Origin of the sequence: Bacillus sp. REN16, from assembly GCF_020731355.1 — a bacterium.
Lineage (GTDB): Bacteria > Bacillota > Bacilli > Bacillales > Bacillaceae_L > Ferdinandcohnia.
In genome coordinates this window covers 181,286-198,615 of the sequence record NZ_JAJFZK010000008.1, presented here as the reverse complement: position 1 = coordinate 198,615, position 17,330 = coordinate 181,286, and the positions used below count along the sequence as shown (strand labels likewise).

General features: G+C 38.2%; 18 protein-coding genes. 8 read left to right on the top strand and 10 right to left on the bottom strand.

Annotated features, from left to right (window positions below; all coding sequences use genetic code 11):
* The first annotated feature begins 29 nt into the window (after positions 1-29).
* Positions 30-1,121: a Ger(x)C family spore germination protein gene (locus tag LKW28_RS13320; protein WP_229140859.1), complete on the top strand. Its 1,092-nt coding sequence runs from the start codon at positions 30-32 to the stop codon at positions 1,119-1,121.
* Between the two features lie 20 nt (positions 1,122-1,141).
* Positions 1,142-2,245: a GerAB/ArcD/ProY family transporter gene (locus LKW28_RS13315; RefSeq protein WP_229140858.1), complete on the top strand. Its 1,104-nt coding sequence runs from the start codon at positions 1,142-1,144 to the stop codon at positions 2,243-2,245.
* A gap of 56 nt (positions 2,246-2,301) precedes the next feature.
* Here the strand turns inward: LKW28_RS13315 and LKW28_RS13310 are convergent, their stop codons facing one another.
* Positions 2,302-2,550 (bottom strand): hypothetical protein, encoded by a 249-nt coding sequence (locus LKW28_RS13310; protein ID WP_229140857.1) that lies wholly within the window; start codon positions 2,548-2,550, stop codon positions 2,302-2,304.
* 173 nt (positions 2,551-2,723) lie between these two features.
* On the opposite strand from LKW28_RS13310, the gene LKW28_RS13305 reads away from it, so the two are divergent.
* Positions 2,724-3,338 carry a PH domain-containing protein gene (locus LKW28_RS13305; RefSeq protein ID WP_229140856.1) on the top strand — a complete coding sequence of 205 codons (615 nt, stop codon included), beginning with the start codon at positions 2,724-2,726 and terminating at the stop codon, positions 3,336-3,338.
* Between the two features lie 110 nt (positions 3,339-3,448).
* Here LKW28_RS13305 and LKW28_RS13300 read toward each other — a convergent pair whose 3' ends face one another.
* From LKW28_RS13300 to LKW28_RS13265, 8 genes are all read right to left on the bottom strand, one after another.
* Positions 3,449-3,985 (bottom strand): ribonuclease H-like YkuK family protein, encoded by a 537-nt coding sequence (locus LKW28_RS13300; RefSeq protein ID WP_229140855.1) that lies wholly within the window; start codon positions 3,983-3,985, stop codon positions 3,449-3,451.
* 271 nt (positions 3,986-4,256) lie between these two features.
* On the bottom strand, positions 4,257-4,634 hold the full coding sequence (gene mnhG, locus LKW28_RS13295; RefSeq protein WP_229140854.1) for a monovalent cation/H(+) antiporter subunit G: 378 nt from the start codon (positions 4,632-4,634) through the stop codon (positions 4,257-4,259).
* Positions 4,609-4,896, bottom strand: a complete 288-nt coding sequence (locus LKW28_RS13290) for a Na(+)/H(+) antiporter subunit F1 (RefSeq protein WP_229140853.1) — start codon at positions 4,894-4,896, stop codon at positions 4,609-4,611. Before LKW28_RS13290 ends, mnhG begins: the two co-directional genes overlap by 26 nt.
* A complete protein-coding gene (locus LKW28_RS13285; RefSeq protein ID WP_229140852.1) occupies positions 4,896-5,372 on the bottom strand; it encodes a Na+/H+ antiporter subunit E in 477 nt (158 codons plus the stop codon). The genes LKW28_RS13290 and LKW28_RS13285 overlap by 1 nt, the downstream gene beginning before the upstream one ends.
* A 56-nt stretch (positions 5,373-5,428) precedes the next feature.
* On the bottom strand, positions 5,429-6,916 hold the full coding sequence (locus LKW28_RS13280) for a Na+/H+ antiporter subunit D (protein ID WP_229140851.1): 1,488 nt from the start codon (positions 6,914-6,916) through the stop codon (positions 5,429-5,431).
* Complete coding sequence (locus LKW28_RS13275) at positions 6,909-7,247, bottom strand: Na(+)/H(+) antiporter subunit C (protein WP_229140850.1); 339 nt, start codon at positions 7,245-7,247, stop codon at positions 6,909-6,911. The genes LKW28_RS13280 and LKW28_RS13275 overlap by 8 nt, the downstream gene beginning before the upstream one ends.
* The gene (locus LKW28_RS13270; RefSeq protein ID WP_229140849.1) at positions 7,247-7,672 is read right to left on the bottom strand and encodes a Na(+)/H(+) antiporter subunit B; all 426 of its coding nucleotides are present in this window, start codon (positions 7,670-7,672) and stop codon (positions 7,247-7,249) included. The genes LKW28_RS13275 and LKW28_RS13270 overlap by 1 nt, the downstream gene beginning before the upstream one ends.
* Positions 7,656-10,070, bottom strand: a complete 2,415-nt coding sequence (locus LKW28_RS13265; protein WP_229140848.1) for a Na+/H+ antiporter subunit A — start codon at positions 10,068-10,070, stop codon at positions 7,656-7,658. The genes LKW28_RS13270 and LKW28_RS13265 overlap by 17 nt, the downstream gene beginning before the upstream one ends.
* A gap of 361 nt (positions 10,071-10,431) precedes the next feature.
* Here LKW28_RS13265 and LKW28_RS13260 point away from each other — a divergent pair, with 361 nt between their 5' ends.
* Complete coding sequence (locus LKW28_RS13260) at positions 10,432-11,121, top strand: universal stress protein (RefSeq protein ID WP_229140847.1); 690 nt, start codon at positions 10,432-10,434, stop codon at positions 11,119-11,121.
* Positions 11,122-11,215: 94 nt separating this feature from the next.
* On the opposite strand, the gene LKW28_RS13255 is transcribed toward LKW28_RS13260, so the two are convergent.
* The gene (locus tag LKW28_RS13255) at positions 11,216-11,779 is read right to left on the bottom strand and encodes a tyrosine-type recombinase/integrase (RefSeq protein WP_229140846.1); all 564 of its coding nucleotides are present in this window, start codon (positions 11,777-11,779) and stop codon (positions 11,216-11,218) included.
* Positions 11,780-12,026: 247 nt separating this feature from the next.
* Between LKW28_RS13255 and LKW28_RS13250 the strand changes: the two genes are divergently transcribed.
* The 4 genes from LKW28_RS13250 (at position 12,027) to LKW28_RS13235 (ending at position 17,302) form a co-directional block, all read left to right on the top strand.
* Complete coding sequence (locus LKW28_RS13250; protein ID WP_229140845.1) at positions 12,027-14,243, top strand: PQQ-binding-like beta-propeller repeat protein; 2,217 nt, start codon at positions 12,027-12,029, stop codon at positions 14,241-14,243.
* A gap of 212 nt (positions 14,244-14,455) precedes the next feature.
* Positions 14,456-15,493 (top strand): TRAP transporter substrate-binding protein, encoded by a 1,038-nt coding sequence (locus LKW28_RS13245; protein ID WP_229140844.1) that lies wholly within the window; start codon positions 14,456-14,458, stop codon positions 15,491-15,493.
* Between the two features lie 67 nt (positions 15,494-15,560).
* Complete coding sequence (locus LKW28_RS13240) at positions 15,561-16,034, top strand: TRAP transporter small permease (protein ID WP_229140843.1); 474 nt, start codon at positions 15,561-15,563, stop codon at positions 16,032-16,034.
* Positions 16,034-17,302: a TRAP transporter large permease gene (locus tag LKW28_RS13235; protein ID WP_229140842.1), complete on the top strand. Its 1,269-nt coding sequence runs from the start codon at positions 16,034-16,036 to the stop codon at positions 17,300-17,302. Before LKW28_RS13240 ends, LKW28_RS13235 begins: the two co-directional genes overlap by 1 nt.
* Positions 17,303-17,330 lie beyond the last annotated feature (28 nt).

The following is a 17,330-nucleotide window of genomic DNA, read 5'->3' as shown; positions in this document are numbered from 1 at the left end:
AATATGATAAAAAGGCTGAGATTGAAAATATGGACAAGTGGAGAAAAGCGATCATATTATTTTTAGTATTTGCTTGTTTGGTAACCCTTGTTGGCTGTACAAGAATGAGAATAGTCGACAAATTAAGCATTATTCATGTCTTTGGATTTGACTTAAATGATAGGGGGGAATTGATTGGAACTGCCCTTATTCCCGAATATACAAAAAGTAAGACAAACGATAAAATTGAGTATTTACAAGAAGAAGCGGATGTAGCTGCTATATTATCACATAGGATGGCAACTCATACGAGTACTCCTGTTGAATTAGCCAAAACGAGGGTATTGGTTTTAGGAAAAGACTATTCTGAGGCTGGAATTCGTGATGTGGTAGATCGTATTCTTGTGAATCCAAAAATCGGAACGAATATTCAAATTGTCGCTTCCACTCACTCTGCTGAGGAATCACTTAAAGCCTTGAAAAAACAAGGAGATCTAACATTAGCCGATCAAATCAAACAAAATATGACAGGACAAATAATTCCAACCATGAATCTCCACGTCTTCTTAAATCATTTTTATGGAGAAGGAATGGATCCATATTTACCAATGATAACAATTGACAAAAACGGAAAGATCCAAGTGGATAAAGTTGGAATTTTTAAAGATGATACGTTCAAGCTTCATTTAAACGTGGAACAAACCTTTATATTTTCGATTCTTAAAGATTATCGGACACAAGCAATGTTTGAAATTGATTTTCAAAATGAAGATCGGCAGGAAGCAATCGTTGTCCAAGGTTTCCGAAGCAGAAACACATGGGAATGGATAAAAAGCAAACAACAAGTAAATCTTACGATGAATCTTATCTGGACGATAACCCATCGCCCACAACGGTATGATTTAACAAACACAAACGATATTGTAACGTTAAAGAAAATTATTGCGAAAGACGTAAAAAAAGATGTAGAGGATCTAATAACTACCTTTCAAGAAAAAGGGGTTGATCCCTTAGGAATCGGAAATATTGTTCGTTCACAAGATAAGGACTGGAATGAAGAATCATTTTATGAACTTTACCCTTCAATACCAGTAAATGTTCACGTGAATTTGGAATTCATACATTCCGGCCTTCAAGGCTAGCTAGACTAGGATGGTCCATTATGAATAGTAAAATGAGCGAAAATAAATTAGTATCACCCTTTTTCCTATTCTTTTTATTTCATGGTTCCCAAACTGGAATAACCCTTTTAAAATATCAAAGATCTATCGCCCAAGGAGCCGGCTATGATGCATGGTTATCCGTGTTCGTAGTAGGTTTAAGTACACACCTTATCTTTTTCATGATGTTATATATCATAAAACAATCTACCGCCGGCGATATTCTTTCATTACACAAGGATATATTCGGCAAATTTTTCGGGGGGGCATTGAATATATTATTGGCTTGCTATTTTTCTGTAGCTGGCGTATCTGTTTTATATTCATATATCGATGCTCTCCAAGTTTGGGTATTTGATGGAATAGCTAGCTGGGAATATGCATTGGTTCTATGTATTCTCATTTTTTATCTTGTCGCAGGCGGATTTAGGTGCATTACCGGGGTTGCCTTTTGGGGTGTGGTTATACCTTCTTTCTTGTTACTTTCCTTATTGTATTTAATACAATATCTCGAAATATCTTACCTTTTACCACCCTTTAAATATGGGTTAAAAGAGCACTATATTTCCACTAAAGAATCTGTACCTTTATTCCTAGGATTTGAAACAGCACTTATTTATTTCCCCTTCTTAAAGAACGGAAAAAAGGCGAGTAAATGGGGGCATTTTGCTTTATTCCTTACAACGATCATGTATACAGTAATAACCATCGTCACGTTCATGTTCTTTACCGAAGGCAAACTTCAGCATTTAACATGGCCAACCTTAACGATGATTAAGATTATTGAATTCTCGTTTTTGGAGCGCTTTGAATTTATATTTATCTTTACATGGCTTTTAGTGATTATGCCGGTCATTTGTATTTATCTTTGGTCTGCTGTGAGGTCCATTAAATTTACACTTCCTAAAATAAAACCGACATACATCCTACTCTTTTTGCTCGCCCTTTATTTGTATACCAATAGTTTCCTAATCGATTTGTACTACACCCAGTTAATTAGAAAAATCGTGAAGTATAGTGGCACCTTATTCATATATGGATACATTCCATTGATTTTTTTGATAAGTGTTATTCGGAATTTGATTAAGTCACAAAGGAAAGCCTGATTTCCTGATACTTATTGAAAGAATAGCTCAACCATATATAGGCTGAGCTATTTCTTTCATTTTTCGACTTTCATTTCTACTTTTTCAAGAATTTCTAGCAGTGCCTCGTATTGAAGCTGATAAGCTCCTTTACCATCTAAACCTTTGTTATCTTTTATCACATTTGCGGCATCTTCAAGTTCATGATCCTTTAGAGAATCAAACATGACTAGATGCGGTTCAAGGGTCAGGAATCCTTCATACCCTTGTCGGATTGCCTGTGTGAGAATTTCCTCAACTTTGCCTTCGCCCGTTCCACATACCACGTTTTGATTAACTTTAGCTGGGTTGTCATTTCTTTAGGTGACAAAAAATGAAGCACTATGGCTTAAATGGTCATCATACAAGTGGAGTGTTTTTGTGAATTTCTGGTTATATTCACCCAGCAAACGCGATATAATGAAGTCGGAGTTAAAGTTTTAATGGAGGGGATGCTATCATGTTAAAAAAATTCGCTGCAGATGCATTAGGTTTATCGGACATTGGAAAAATTATTGGCCCAGAGGACTATGACAAAACGGACGCGGACGATTACATACGTCATGAGGATAATGAGAAGATTTACTTTTTAATTAAAACGAAGGCAGATGAGTATTGTTTCACAAATATTGCATTCATCCATGTTGATGGTGCCAATGCCGTTTCTTCGAAAAGGATGTTAAAACGATACCCATATTCACAGCATAAAATCACAAATGTATTTCTTGAAACTGCTGGCAGAGTTGACTTAGATATCGAGATTAAATTCAATCTAGGTAACCAAGCCTTTAGTATTGATGTAGATAAAAAACAGCTTGAAAAACTAAATGATTTATATAAAGCACTTGTTTATATTTCTGAAGTTATCCATGAAAATAACGTGATGTATGATATAGCAGTCAATAGCCTAGATAAAGCCGTAACTGTATTGCATAATTCAAGACCGGCAGAAATCAAGCTTTCTGACGAATACAAGCAACTAACAGAATACGGATTCTCCTGGCTATCCTCAGCACGCGATCAGTATCATAGAAAAGACTTTGGAGAAGTATTTGAAAAGTATATAAATAACTAAAAAAAAATCGGTGCCTGATTCCCAGCGAGAGCTTAAGATTGCTCGTTCACTGGGTGCCAGGCACCGATTCCGTTTTACCGGGTAAGGTGGGCTAGCCACCTTAGGCACATTTATTTGGTGTAACGGTTTGCGTAGCATGAAGCCACAAATGCATTTGGTTTAATTTTTGGTTCCACGCCGATCGCTTCCATTCGTGTGACCATTTCTTTCACAAATTCACGTGTTTTGTTCCTCTTCCCTGCCCCAATATCAATATGCCCCTCCATTGTGAATGATGCACCGTCGTATATATGTGGCAGCACAATATCGATAAGTTGATTTTTCTTTTCCTCTGTAAATAATGAAACGATTTCCTCCGATAAGGATAATTCATAAGAAATCCGCTCATGCAAATGCTCCATCCTCCTCGGAACAACCACTTTTCGAATACAAGCCCACACACCTTTTCCTTCATTAAGTATCACAACACCCGTAATAAAGGTGGTCTGCCTTGGATGTACTTGAGAATCTGTGCCAATGATGAGCCTAAACTTGCCCTTGGGATCTGATCGTATGAAATCTAAAATATGTTCAAACACCCGCTCAAAAGACATCCGTTTTTCCATCAAATTTTTAAATAAGTAGTGATTGTTTGAATTGTTTTTCATAAATTCACATCACAACTTTCCCAGTCATTATTTGACCTGCTTTTATACAGTTTATGACTGGAATCAGGATAATGTGTGCTAAATGGTGATTTGGTACAAAAATTGGATGTCCACGATAAAAAAGCCGATCCCAAAGTGAAAGGAACAGCCTGAATCACGGAAATTAATTTCCAAATGAGAATATTTAAGTAAACAATAAATTGCCCAACCTCTGAACTTATGAAGGACTTTACTGACCCGCCGTCCCCAAGTACAGCGGTCCCGTAATCTCCTACTGCTCCCTTTCCCCTTCAATCTCAATGATCCCCTTTAGATCGTCTTGGACACTTATTGGAGCAAGCGGAACTTTGGAGCGGTACGCAGAGCGCATGATGACGTGCGCTGAGACGGGAGCTGTTAAGAATACGAAGAAGATTCCTAGAAATAGACGGATGCTAAACGTACCTTCCATTATAAAAAATAGAAACGTTCCTACTAATATAAACAGCACTCCCATCGTTGAGCTCTTTGATGCTGCATGGGCGCGAGAATAGATGTCAGGTAACCGAATCAATCCAACAGCACTTAAAAAACTGAAGATCGCCCCTACCAGAATAGATATGACTGCAAGGACTTCTATTACCTCAATCGGATTGTTTACGTCGCTCAATGACAACACCTATTTCCATAAATCTTGCAAAGGCAATCGTTCCGATAAAGGAAAGGATTCCAATTAACAAAATGACTTCAAAAAATCCGCTATTCTTTAAAAACACAGAAAAAATAGCTACACCTGAAATAATATTGATCCCTAGTACATCTAGTGCTTGTATTCGGTCAGAAGCTGATGGCCCCTTCACTAAGCGATAAATCGTTGCAAAAATGGCAAATGTAAGAAAAACCATTGAAATGATTAAAATTGTTTTGATCATTAACGCGTCACCCTCTTTATCGCCTTTTCAAATTTTGCTGTCGAGCGTATGACAGCATCACTTGATTCAGGAATATCCATGGCATGGATATAAAACTTTTTCTCATCGTGTGAAACTTCAACTACAACCGAACCAGGAGTTAATGTTAATAACATCGCAAGTAAGGTTATTTCCAAATCCCCTTCCAGCTCCGTTTCTAGGGTGAAAATGCCCGGAGTTATGTTAATCGTAGGTCGCATAACCTGTTTTACAACTAATACACTTGAAGTAAATAGCTCATGGATAAAGACAAGGAATAACTTTACAATTGCAAGTAAAGTCACTACATAAAATTGGTGCGGAAAATACCTGCGCAATATAAATAGCACGATTAAACCAAATAAATAACCACTAAAAAAGGTGAGAACGGTCCAACTATCTTGAAGAAACATCCAAATAAAACCGATCAGCAAATTGATAAGAACCTGCATGGGCATTGATACCACCCCTTTCCTATATAGAATGCAGCAACGCACCCGCCGCCTCTAACACCCTACTCCGTAAAAGCACCTAAAACTGCATCAACATAGATGCTTGGATTCATAATGGCATCAACAGCAAGATCAACATACTCGCTAATCCCTTGTGCCCCTACTCCAAGCGTAATTGTCATAGCTGTAAGAATCCCCATTGGCAGTAACATACCTTTTAATGATTTGGATTCACTTTCTTCAGGTACGTCTGTGTGACCCCAAAAACCGTTCATAAAGATTTTCATAATTGAGTACAGCACCATCAAGCTAGTTAACAAGCCGATTCCTCCAAGCCAAAAATAACCGGAGGCAAATGTGCCCTCTGTGATAAATATTTTTCCTAAGAACCCGCTTAAAGGGGGAATTCCTGAAAGCGACAAAGCTGCGATGAAAAACATCCAGCCGAATTTTGGCTGAAGTCGCATAACCCCACTGAATTCTTTTAAATTACTCGTTCCAGTAAAATAAATAAGCGTTCCGCCTAAAAGAAAGATAAGTGCTTTCACAATCATATCGTGGATTAAATAATAGATAGAACCCGTAATCCCTTCAGCCGTAAGTGAAGCTACCCCAGCTAAAATAAATCCAACCCCTACTACCACATTGTAGGTAATGATTTTTTTAATATCCCAATAAGCTACCGCACCAAACGCTCCAAGCAACATCGTAACAGCTGCTAATATGCCGATTAATAAATGCGTCACCTCTGGCTCATGGTAAAAAATGAGCGTGAACACTCTCATAATCGAATAAATTCCAACCTTAGTTAAAAGTGCTGCAAAAATGGCCGCAATTGCTGTTGGAGGAGCACTGTATGAGCCAGGCAGCCAAAAGAACAGAAACAGACCTGCTTTTAAACTAAATACGATTAAAAAGAGGATTGCTACTGTCGTCATGACGCCATCTTGGCCAACTTCAGCAATGCGAACAGAAAGATGAGCCATATTCAATGTACCTGTCATCGCATATAAATAGGCAACTGCCACTAAAAATAAAAATGACGAAATCAGGTTCACTAAAATATACGTAATCGATTCGCGAAGTTGGATTTTCGTCCCGCCTAACGATATCAAGACATATGAGGAAACTAGCATGACCTCAAAACAAACAAACAAGTTAAAAATATCACCTGTCAAGAAGGAACCATTCACACCTGTTATTAAAAATAAAAAGAGCGGATAAAAATAAAATGATTCCCTTTCCCTCCCAATTGTTCTAAAGGCATAGACTAGACAACAAAATGCTACAAGGCTAGTAACCATAACCAAGATTACAGCTAACATATCTGCAACCATACTTATACCAAATGGTGCGTCCCAGCCACCTAATTGTAGGACCTGAATGCCTTCTATTTTATTTCGATGCATGAGCACCAAAGAAATGATAAATATACTCACTACTGCAACAAGACTAAGCACCCTGTGCAGCGTAATTTTATTTCGAAAAATAACCAAGATCATCCCAATAATAACGGGAATGATGATTGGAAAAATGACTAAATTACCCATCGCTTTTACCTCTCAAGCTTCTCGTATCGTCCGTGCCTAACACCTTGTATGCACGGTAACTTAGCACTAAAAATAATGCTGTTGTAGCAAAATTAATAACTATTGCTGTTAAAAGAAGTGCCTGCGGCAATGAATCAACATAGGATAATCCCTTTATTCCCAGTAAGGGTGGTCCACCTTTTTCAAGTCCACCCATTGTGATAATGAGTAAGTTCACACCATGACCGAGTATAGAGGTTCCTAAAATGATTCGTAATAGAGTTTTCGTTAAGATCAGATAAATCCCGATTGAAAATAAGATTCCTACTAGAATAGACATTAAAGTTTCCATTATCGATCATCCCCTATACTCATAATAATTGTGAGGGATGTTCCAATGACTGCCAAGGCGACACCTACGTCAAATAAAACAGCTGAAGCAATCTCTGTTTCCCCGAAAACAGGAAGCTCAATATATCCATAGGTTTGTGTTAAAAATGGTGCACCAAAAAGCATGCTTCCAAACCCAGTCCCTACTGCGATCAATACCCCAATTGCCGCAACCACTTTAAAATCGAGGGGCAGATTTTTACGAACCGTTTCAATATCATAGGTGAGGAACAGAAGAACCAATCCAGCCGAAAAGGTTAAGCCTCCAATGAAACCTCCGCCCGGATGGTGGTGACCCGAAATAAACAGGTTGATTGCAAATGTAAAAATGATAATTACGGCAACCTTCGTTACACTGCGGATAATGACATCATTCGGCTCCTTCATCTGATCCCTCCTTTGCTAAACGCAGCTTGATTAATGAATAAACACCAAGACCCGCAATAGTTAACACAAGAATCTCGAGCATCGTATCAATCCCACGAAAATCAACAAGGATTGAATTGACGATATTTTTTGCACCTGCAAGCTCATAAGCATTTTCATAGTAGCTGGAAATGGAATCAAACAGTCGATTTCCATTCACAGATAAAGCCACTATCGTTACTACCGCTCCCGCCCCGATGGAGATAATCGCATTTGTTAGCTTAAATGGGATTCTTGTTATTTCCTTGTGAAATTGTGGCAAGTGATAAAAACATAACAAGAACAGAGCAGTCGTCACAGTTTCCACAACAAGTTGGGTCAAAGCCAAATCAGGTGCACGGAACAATACAAAGAAGAACGCAATTAAAAATCCAAGTGCCCCCACCGCGACGATGGAAGTAACTCTCGTTTTTGAAAATAACACAGAAACCGCTGAAACAACCGTAGCGATCATAATCGCTATTTCAAATAGTGTCACCGGATTATCGTTTGAGGAATCAAAGGAAACTCCATCAAATAACCAGATCGACCCTCCGACAACTATGATCATGAAGCCAAAAATATAAACTAAATAATCCCGAATGAAACCTGTCATATAAAAATTGGTGATTGAACCAGAAAGATTCTCCATTTTATCTAATCCAAGATTATAAAGATTGTTAATCGTCAGTGACTGTGGATAGGAATTATACATTCGGTACCATTTTCTAAGATTGACATAAAGAATCGTCCCGAGAACAACTACGCCAATTGTCATCCATAGTTCTGGACTTAAAAAACCATGCCAAGCTTCTATGTTGAGTTCCAGTACTTCTGCCTCAGAGAGCACTGGTAATATGGAAGTCAATGCCGGCTTTAATAAATAATTCGAAAGTAGATTCGGGAAAAAGAAACCAAGAATGACAAGTGAACCTAAAATAATTGGTGAAATCAGCATTCCTAATGGTGCTTCATGGACTACTCGGGTTTTATCAAGCTTATTTTTCCCTCTAAACGTTTTAAATACAAGAATCATGCAATAGATGAATGTAAATACACTTGCAATCCATGCGACTATAGGAATGAGTATCCCAATTGTCCCCATATGGAAAAAATCCATTTTTGCAACATGATTTACCGCAGCAAAAAACATTTCCTTACTTAGGAAACCATTAAATGGAGGTAAGCCTGCCATTGAAAAGCCACCAATCACCGTAAGCGTAAAGGAAATAGGCATAAGCTGCATCAGCCCACCAAGTCTTCGAATATCACGAGTCCCCGTCTCATGGTCAATGATCCCAACTACCATAAAAAGGCTTCCCTTAAAGGTTGAATGGTTCACTAAATGAAAAATAGCAGCAAAGGTAGCCGTCCCATAAATCACGGTTTCGTCTCCCAATCCGAAATACATTGCAGCAGAGCCAAGACCTAAAAGACTCATTATCAAACCCAATTGACTGATTGTCGAATATGCTAATAACGCTTTTAAATCTGTCTGACGTACCGCATTGACTGATCCATAAAGCAAGGTGATTAATCCGACACCCGTAACAAGCCAAAACCAGACACTGGAGCCGCCAAATACAGGAGTTAATCGCGCAACTAAATAGATGCCCGCCTTTACCATTGTGGCTGAGTGCAAGTACGCACTGATCGGTGTTGGTGCTTCCATCGCATCTGGCAACCAAATGCTAAACGGAAATTGAGCTGATTTTGTAAAAGCACCAAGCAGGATTAATACCATTGCCGGTATGAATAATTCACTTGAGTAAATCGACTCAACATTCAATATCATTTCACGAATACTGTATGTTCCTGAACTGCTCGCAATCATAATGAGTCCAGCAAGCATCGCCAATCCGCCAAAAATCGTAATTAACATCGACTTCTGTGCACCATATCGTGACTTTTCACGCTCATACCAATAAGCAATTAATAAGAAGGATGACACGCTCGTCATTTCCCAGAATACATATAATACAAATATATTATCGGAGAACACTAAACCAAGCATCGCACCCATAAACATCAGTAAATAAACGTAAAAGTTATGAAGTTCTTCACGTTCTTTTGATAAGTAAAAAATGGAATATAAGATGACTAATGCACCAATACCAGATATTAACAAACCAAAAATTAAACTTAAACCATCGATATAGGTTGTAAAGTTGATATTATAGGAAGGCATCCAAGGTAAACTTGAGATGATGGTATTCCCGTTTGCAATATTGGGAATATATGTTATAAGGTAAGAAAATATCAGAAGTGGCACGAAGAGAACGAACCAGCCCGTATGAATACGTGGAATAAATTTATATAATATAGGAACAAACACGGCAAAGATAAATGGCAGCATGATTAAAATATGGAACCAATACAATGGAATCCCCTCCTTAAATCGGATATTTTTTACAAATCTCCTGAATGGATTGACTCATTTTGTGGCATGCGATATAGTCATACATAGTTTACTTAGTTTTCAATGTCTAGCTCTAGGCGCCATCGGCTCGGGGTCATAAGCCAATCGCTTCGGAAGGTAAACTGCACCTTCTGTCAGCGCTCGTCTTATGCCTGTCACCGATAGGCAGGCGCCTTGCGCTTTTATAATTTATAGGTGGTGTGTTAAATGTAAGCCCGGCAGAATGAGGGACTTTCTATAAGGTTTCCTTATTTTCTAGGTATTTATGAAACGGAAAATTGGCTAGGCCAATGATTTCACATCAACTCTGAGGTGAGTAATAATGAGAATGAAAAAAGAACGCATGGACGAAAGTATTCTTGTCTGTGTATATTATGGTCCAAATGGTGAACGGCTTATCCAACGCGGTTGCAAGATTGCCAAAATGCTAGACTGTCCACTATATATCTTAACCGTAGACCCGAAACCTTTCGATGATCTTGATCCTGAGAAAGTAAATTATATTACGCGATGGAAGGAATTAGCTGACCAACATAGTGCTGATGCATTTATTATGAAGGACGATGAAAAAAGGCCAATTTCAAAAGTGATTGCCGATGTTGCCAGGGAGAAAAATATTACCCAAATTATACTTGGCCAAACCGCACAAAGTCGCTGGGAGCAAATCGCGAAAGGTTCAATTATAAATTCATTACTGAAAGAAATCCCTTTTGTTGACCTCCATATCATTTCAGTTGCACGTTTTCTTAAAAATACGGAAGGTCAATTTGAAAAGGGTTGTCGTGCATATTTAGTTAATGACGATGATCAATATCGCCTAATCTTTAAGCATACAAAAGATGTTGTTTACGAAGGAATCTTCTTCAAAGAGTTTGGCACCGACTTTAATAACGGTATTTTTAAATTTATGATAGACCAGAAAACGTTACAGGTCCAAGTGAATGACGATATCGTCACCGACTTTACAAACGTTGATATGAATACAAATGTAGATGATGATGACTTTTTATAAGTACTCCACCTTTGGGTGGAGCTTTTTTATGCCCACACGATGTCGGTCAAAGACATCATTCCCTAGACTTATTCTGTGATTTCGCTGATTAAAGTTATAAATTAACATCCACTTTCACTAAACTCTTCTCTTCCTTGTTAATTCCGATATATTTGAATGTCTCTGATGGGGAATGATGGTTATAGATGTCCATTAAGATGGAAATTGCAATTCCTTTTAGGTAGGCGTGATAACCAAATGTTTTCCGAAGCGTATGCATGCCAATTTTCCCAGGAATCCCGACCTCTCTAGCAGCATGATTGATGATCCGATAGGCCTGTTGTCTAGAGATTGGCTGGTTATCTTTTTTTGATTTAAATAAGAAATCACTGTATTCGTATTCTATTGTTTGTAAATACTCACTGAGTTCTTTTTTAATCATATTGTTTAAGTAAAAGGCATTTACTTCCCCGCTTGTAGTGTCCTTCACATATAGGAATTCCTTCATCCCTGATTCATCCCATACATCCTTGACTCGCAAATAGAGTAAATCACTTACCTTAATCCCTGTATTAATCCCGAAAACAAAAAGCAATAAATCTCTTTGGGACTGTTTTTTTAATACATCTTTAATTTCATTGATTTTATTTACGTCCCGTATTGGATCGACAAACTCCATCAGTTTATCCTCCCACTCATGTTACATAACTTAAATCTAACATAGATTAAGTAACATGACAATTATTTTGCTTACAAAATTAATTGAAGAAAGTTTTTCCTGTTTTGTTTGGAATATTAAAAAAAGCTCTGATTATCCTCTCAAATTCACTATTAAAACATGATTATTTTATGTAAAGCAGGGCAAATTATAAAAAGCTATTTTAGCAATTATCACCATTATCACTATGGAAAGGAGTTTTAAAAGTATGGGTAAGTTTGGATGGATTATTATTGCCGTGCTTCTTGTGATTGCGATCGGTGCAGGTGTGATTATTTCACAAAATCTCGGCGAGGAAGAACAGGCTGAACAAGGCATTGAAAACCAAGTAAAAGAAAATCAAAATGCCGACAATGACAAACATTTTTCGGTACAGCATATGGACTACCCAGGAAAAATTGCCCCTAAATTTTCTGGGGATGATTTAACTGCTGCACCAGCAGGTGATTGGATTACAAACGGTGGGAATATTTTTAATGGAAGATACTCTCCATTAGATAAGATCACTAAGTCCAACGTTAAAGGTTTAAAAGCCGAATGGGTCACAAGTCTCGGATCTGGTTATGAATTCAAGTACTCAGGTGAAGCAACACCAATCGTTTATGATGGGGTTATGTTCACCATTACTGGAGCAGATGACGTACAAGCCATCGATGCAAAAACGGGTGAATTAATTTGGGAATACCGTCCTGAGTTAGCTGCCAATTTAGATACCGTCTGCTGTGGATGGACAAGTCGGGGTGTTGCATTAGGTGACGGTAAAGTATTTGTCGGAGCTTTAGATGCAAGATTAATTGCCTTGGATCAAAAAACAGGCGAATTTATTTGGGAAGCTACAGTGGAAGATTGGAACAAAGGTTATACCATTACAAGTGCACCTCTTTATTATAATGGCATGGTATATACAGGTATTGCCGGCGGTGAATACGGGATTCGTGGATTTGTTGCCGCATATGATGCTGAAAAGGGTGAAGAGGTTTGGAGAAAGCACACGGTTCCGGGACCAGATGAAATTGGGCATGACACTTGGCCAAAGGATACCGATGCTTGGAAAAGAGGCGGTGCAGCTGTATGGCAAACACCAGCCATTGACCCTGAATTAGGTCTTATCTATTTCTCTACTGGTAATCCGTCTGCAGACCTTGATGGAAGCACTCGTGAAGGGGATAACTTATTTTCAGATTCCGTTCTAGCATTAGATGCAAAAACGGGTGAATATAAATGGCATTTCCAAGAAGTGCACCATGATATTTGGGATATGGATGCCCCTAACCCAGTCGTTCTATTTAATGTAGAAATGGATGGGAAAATGCGAAAAGGAATTGCACAAGCTGGAAAAACAGGTTGGGTCTACATATTGGATCGAACAAATGGTGAGCCGCTTATCGGGATTGAAGAAAAGCCTGTTCCCCAAGATGAAAGACAAAAAACATCTGCAACCCAGCCGTTCCCTGTTGGTGATGCTTTTATTCCACAGGAAGTAACAGAGGAAGATGTTAAAAAGGATTTTCCTGAAGGTTGGAAAGGAAAAATCGGATCGATCTATACACCATTCTGGGACGAATTTGTTACATTAAAGCCTGGCCCACAAGGTGGAGCAAACTGGCCACCATCGGCCTATAACCCAAATACAGAGCTTTTTTACTTATTAGCAAATGATACGTATTTCTCATTCTCACATCATGAAGGTGATGAGGCTAATAAATACAAAGAAGGTGAACAATGGCTTGGCAGTATATGGCAGCCAGTAAAAACGGCACCTGGTCGTGGTGTTGTTACAGCAATGGATATTAAAACGAATAAAATTGTTTGGCAGAAACATTGGGATACAATCGCTTATAGTGGGCTATTAACCACAAAAGGAGATCTCCTGTTTGCTGGCCATAATGATGGCCGAGTAATTGCCTTTGATGCAACGAATGGGGACGAATTATGGGAGTTTAAAATGGACGCGGGGGCAAATGCACCTCCTATCACATATGAAATTGATGGTAAACAATATATCTCTATTTTTGCTGCGGGTAACTCACTTGCTGGAACTACCCATGGTGACAAGATTTATACATTCTCTTTAGAAGGCGCATATGCATCTCTAGAAGAAATACCTGAAGATAAAATCAACAAATCACCGACAGCTAATGACCCATCAGCTACTGATAAGAAGCAAGATAAGGAAGAAACAGATAAGTCAACAGCCCATGAGGGTATGGATGTTTACAAAAACAATTGTTTAGCATGTCATGGTGACAACGGTGAAGGCGGACACAATGGGCCAAAATTAATGAATAGCGACATTGTTAAAGACACAGATAAATTAATTGAACAAATCAAAAATGGTAGTGCCGGAATGCCTCCATTCAAGGACCAACTTGATGATAATCAAATCAATGTGTTAGTTGAGTACTTACAAGGGCTTGGGAAATAGCATTATAGGGAATCGTTCATAGTGAACGATTCTCTTTTTTTGTATTAAAACCTAGAAAGTACTATTCAAATATAATAACAACCCCTACTTTTTCCTGTAAACGCGTCCATTTAAAAAAATATCAAAAAACATAAAATATTGTAGAAAAATATCGAAAAGATGTTATAATGTTCAATATCATCTAAAATTTTCTGACAATAGGGGGCTTTATCATGAAAGGAAGAAAACTTTCATGGATGGTACTATTTCTAGTGTTTGCTCTAGTTTTAGCAGCATGTGGAGGTACTGAATCCAGTAAAGAAGGCGACTCTTCATCTGAAGGCGCTAAAGACGAAGGAAAGACATACAACTTTAAGGCAGGGCATTCTCAAACTGAAGAACACCCTTATCATCTTGCTTTGCTTGACTTAGCTAAAAATGTAAAAGAGCGCACGAATGGAAAAGTTAATATTGAAATTTTCCCACTGAACCAATTAGGAGCAGAGAGAGAATTAACAGAAGCTCTTACACTTGGTACAGCTGATATGTCCATTTCATCTACAGCACCGATTGCAAACTTCTACCCACAAATCGGGATTGTTGATTTACCATTCTTATTTGAATCAAGAGAACATGCTTATTCTGTTCTTGATGGACAAGTTGGTCAAGATCTTTTAGCTGGTATGGAAGATGTTGGTCTTGTTGGACTTGCTTGGGCTGAAAATGGTTTCCGCCATATCACCAACAGCAAACACCCAATCACAAAACCTGAAGACTTAAAAGGATTAAAAATCCGTACGCAAGAAAACCAAATACACCTTGATGCATTTAATGCACTTGGCGCTCAACCAACACCAATGGCATGGAACGAAGCATTAACTGCCCTTCAACAAGGCGTAGTGGATGCACAAGAAAATCCATTAATCATCGCAGATACGTATAAGCTTTTTGATTCAAACCAAAAATACATGACCCTAACAGGACATATTTACTCACCAGCTGTTGTTATGTTTAGTAAATCTGTTTTTGATACACTTCCTGCTGAATACCAAGAAATTCTTAAGGAAGAAGCAAAGATTGCTGGTGACAAAGTACGTGAACTTAGTACAAAAGCTGATACTGATTCTTTACAAGTTGTAAAAGACGCGGGTATGGAAGTAATCGAAAATGTTGATGTACAACCATTCCGTGATGCCATTCAATCCGTATATGAAAAATACGAAAAAGACTTTGGTAAAGAAAATATCGATGCAATCTTAAACGGGAATTAATCTAAATAAAAAACTTGGTGAGTGCCTTCGCACAATCCAAGTTTTTTTACCATAAGGGGAAATACAGGTGAAAAAAGTAGTAGATTTAATAAACGGATTTTTTAAATGGATATTAATAGTTCTATTCTTTGTTTTGGTAGTTGTTGTCTTTTTACAGGTTCTCTTCCGATTCGTCCTTGAACAGCCGTTAGCTTGGACAGAGGAATTAGGGCGTTATTTACTTGTGTGGACCACATTCATCGGAGCAGGTTATGGAATGAGTGTAAAAGCACACCCCGGTGTTGAGATTCTTTATGATGCTTTTGGACCCAAAGTAAAAAAAGTGCTAAATGTGATTATTGCGATTCTTGTCATCTTTTTCTTTTCGCAAGTCATCATTCACAGCTTTGACTTTATCGAACGCAGTATGATTCAGAAGTCTCCTGTCCTGCAAATACCGATGGGATATATCTATACAGTTATTCCGATATCTAGCATCCTGTTCATAATCAATCTGCTTTATGTCGTAATTTCTGAATGGAATAAGGAGGCGAAGAACTGATGGCTTGGTTACTATTTGGAATTTTAATTGTTCTTTTCTTTATTAATATACCAATTGCTGTTGCTCTTGGACTCGCTTCGATGATTGTACTGATGATTCAGGACAATGTTCCATTAATGGTTATCGTCCAAAAAATGTTCACATCAACAGACTCCTTCACATTAATGGCTGTCCCCTTCTTCATCTTAGCAGGAAAGTTAATGGAAGTTGGTGGCATTTCAAAAAGACTCGTTGATTTTGCCATGACGATCGTTGGAAGAATGCATGGTGGTTTGGCAATGGTATCCGTTGTTACCTGTATGTTCTTTGCCGCTATTTCAGGATCTGGTGCGGCAACAACAGCAGCCGTTGGTGCGATCATGATCCCGGCAATGGTTCAAAAAGGCTATGATAAAAGCTTCTCAACTGCAATTCAAGCAGCCGGTGGTACGATCGGTGTCATGATTCCACCAAGTGTACCAATGATTTTATTTGGTGTTATCGCTGGAGCATCGATTAGTGATTTATTTATTGCTGGAATAATACCTGGTATTTTTGTTGGTCTTTCATTAATTGTAGTTGCTTACTTTATTTCTAGAAAACGTGGTTATGGAAAAGAAGAAAAGAGCTCAATGCGTGATGTTTTCACATCTTTTAATCGAGCAATCCTTGCGATTTTAATGCCCGTTATCATTCTTGGCGGAATCTACGGCGGGATTTTTACTCCAACCGAGGCTTCGGTTGTAGCAGTCGTATACGGTTTGATTGTTGGTCTGTTTATCTATCGTGAAATAAAATGGAAAGACTTACCGGAGGTCTTTATTCAATCAGCCGTAACATCGGCGGTTATTATGTTTATCATTGCCTGTGCATCGATATTTGGATTTATTTTAACGAGGGAACAGATTCCACTTCAAATCACAAATTCACTACTTGAGATTTCATCAAATCCGATTGTCGTTCTGATTATTATTAATATCATTCTGTTGATTGTAGGTACATTCTTAGAAACATCCGCTGCGATTATCATCATGGCACCAATCTTGCTTCCAGTTACAACAGCCGTCGGTATCGATCCAGTTCACTTTGGGGTTATCCTCGTTGTTAACCTTGCGATTGGTTTTATTACACCACCGGTAGGAATAAACTTATTCGTAGCTTCCAATATCGCAAATCTTCGATTGGAAAAAGTCGTGCGGGCTATCATCCCGTTCCTAATTATATTAATTGTAGACATTATCATTATTAGTTTCGTACCAGAATTAAGCTTATTCTTTTTAGATAAGTAATAGCTGTTATGATTGAGGAGTGCTTGCT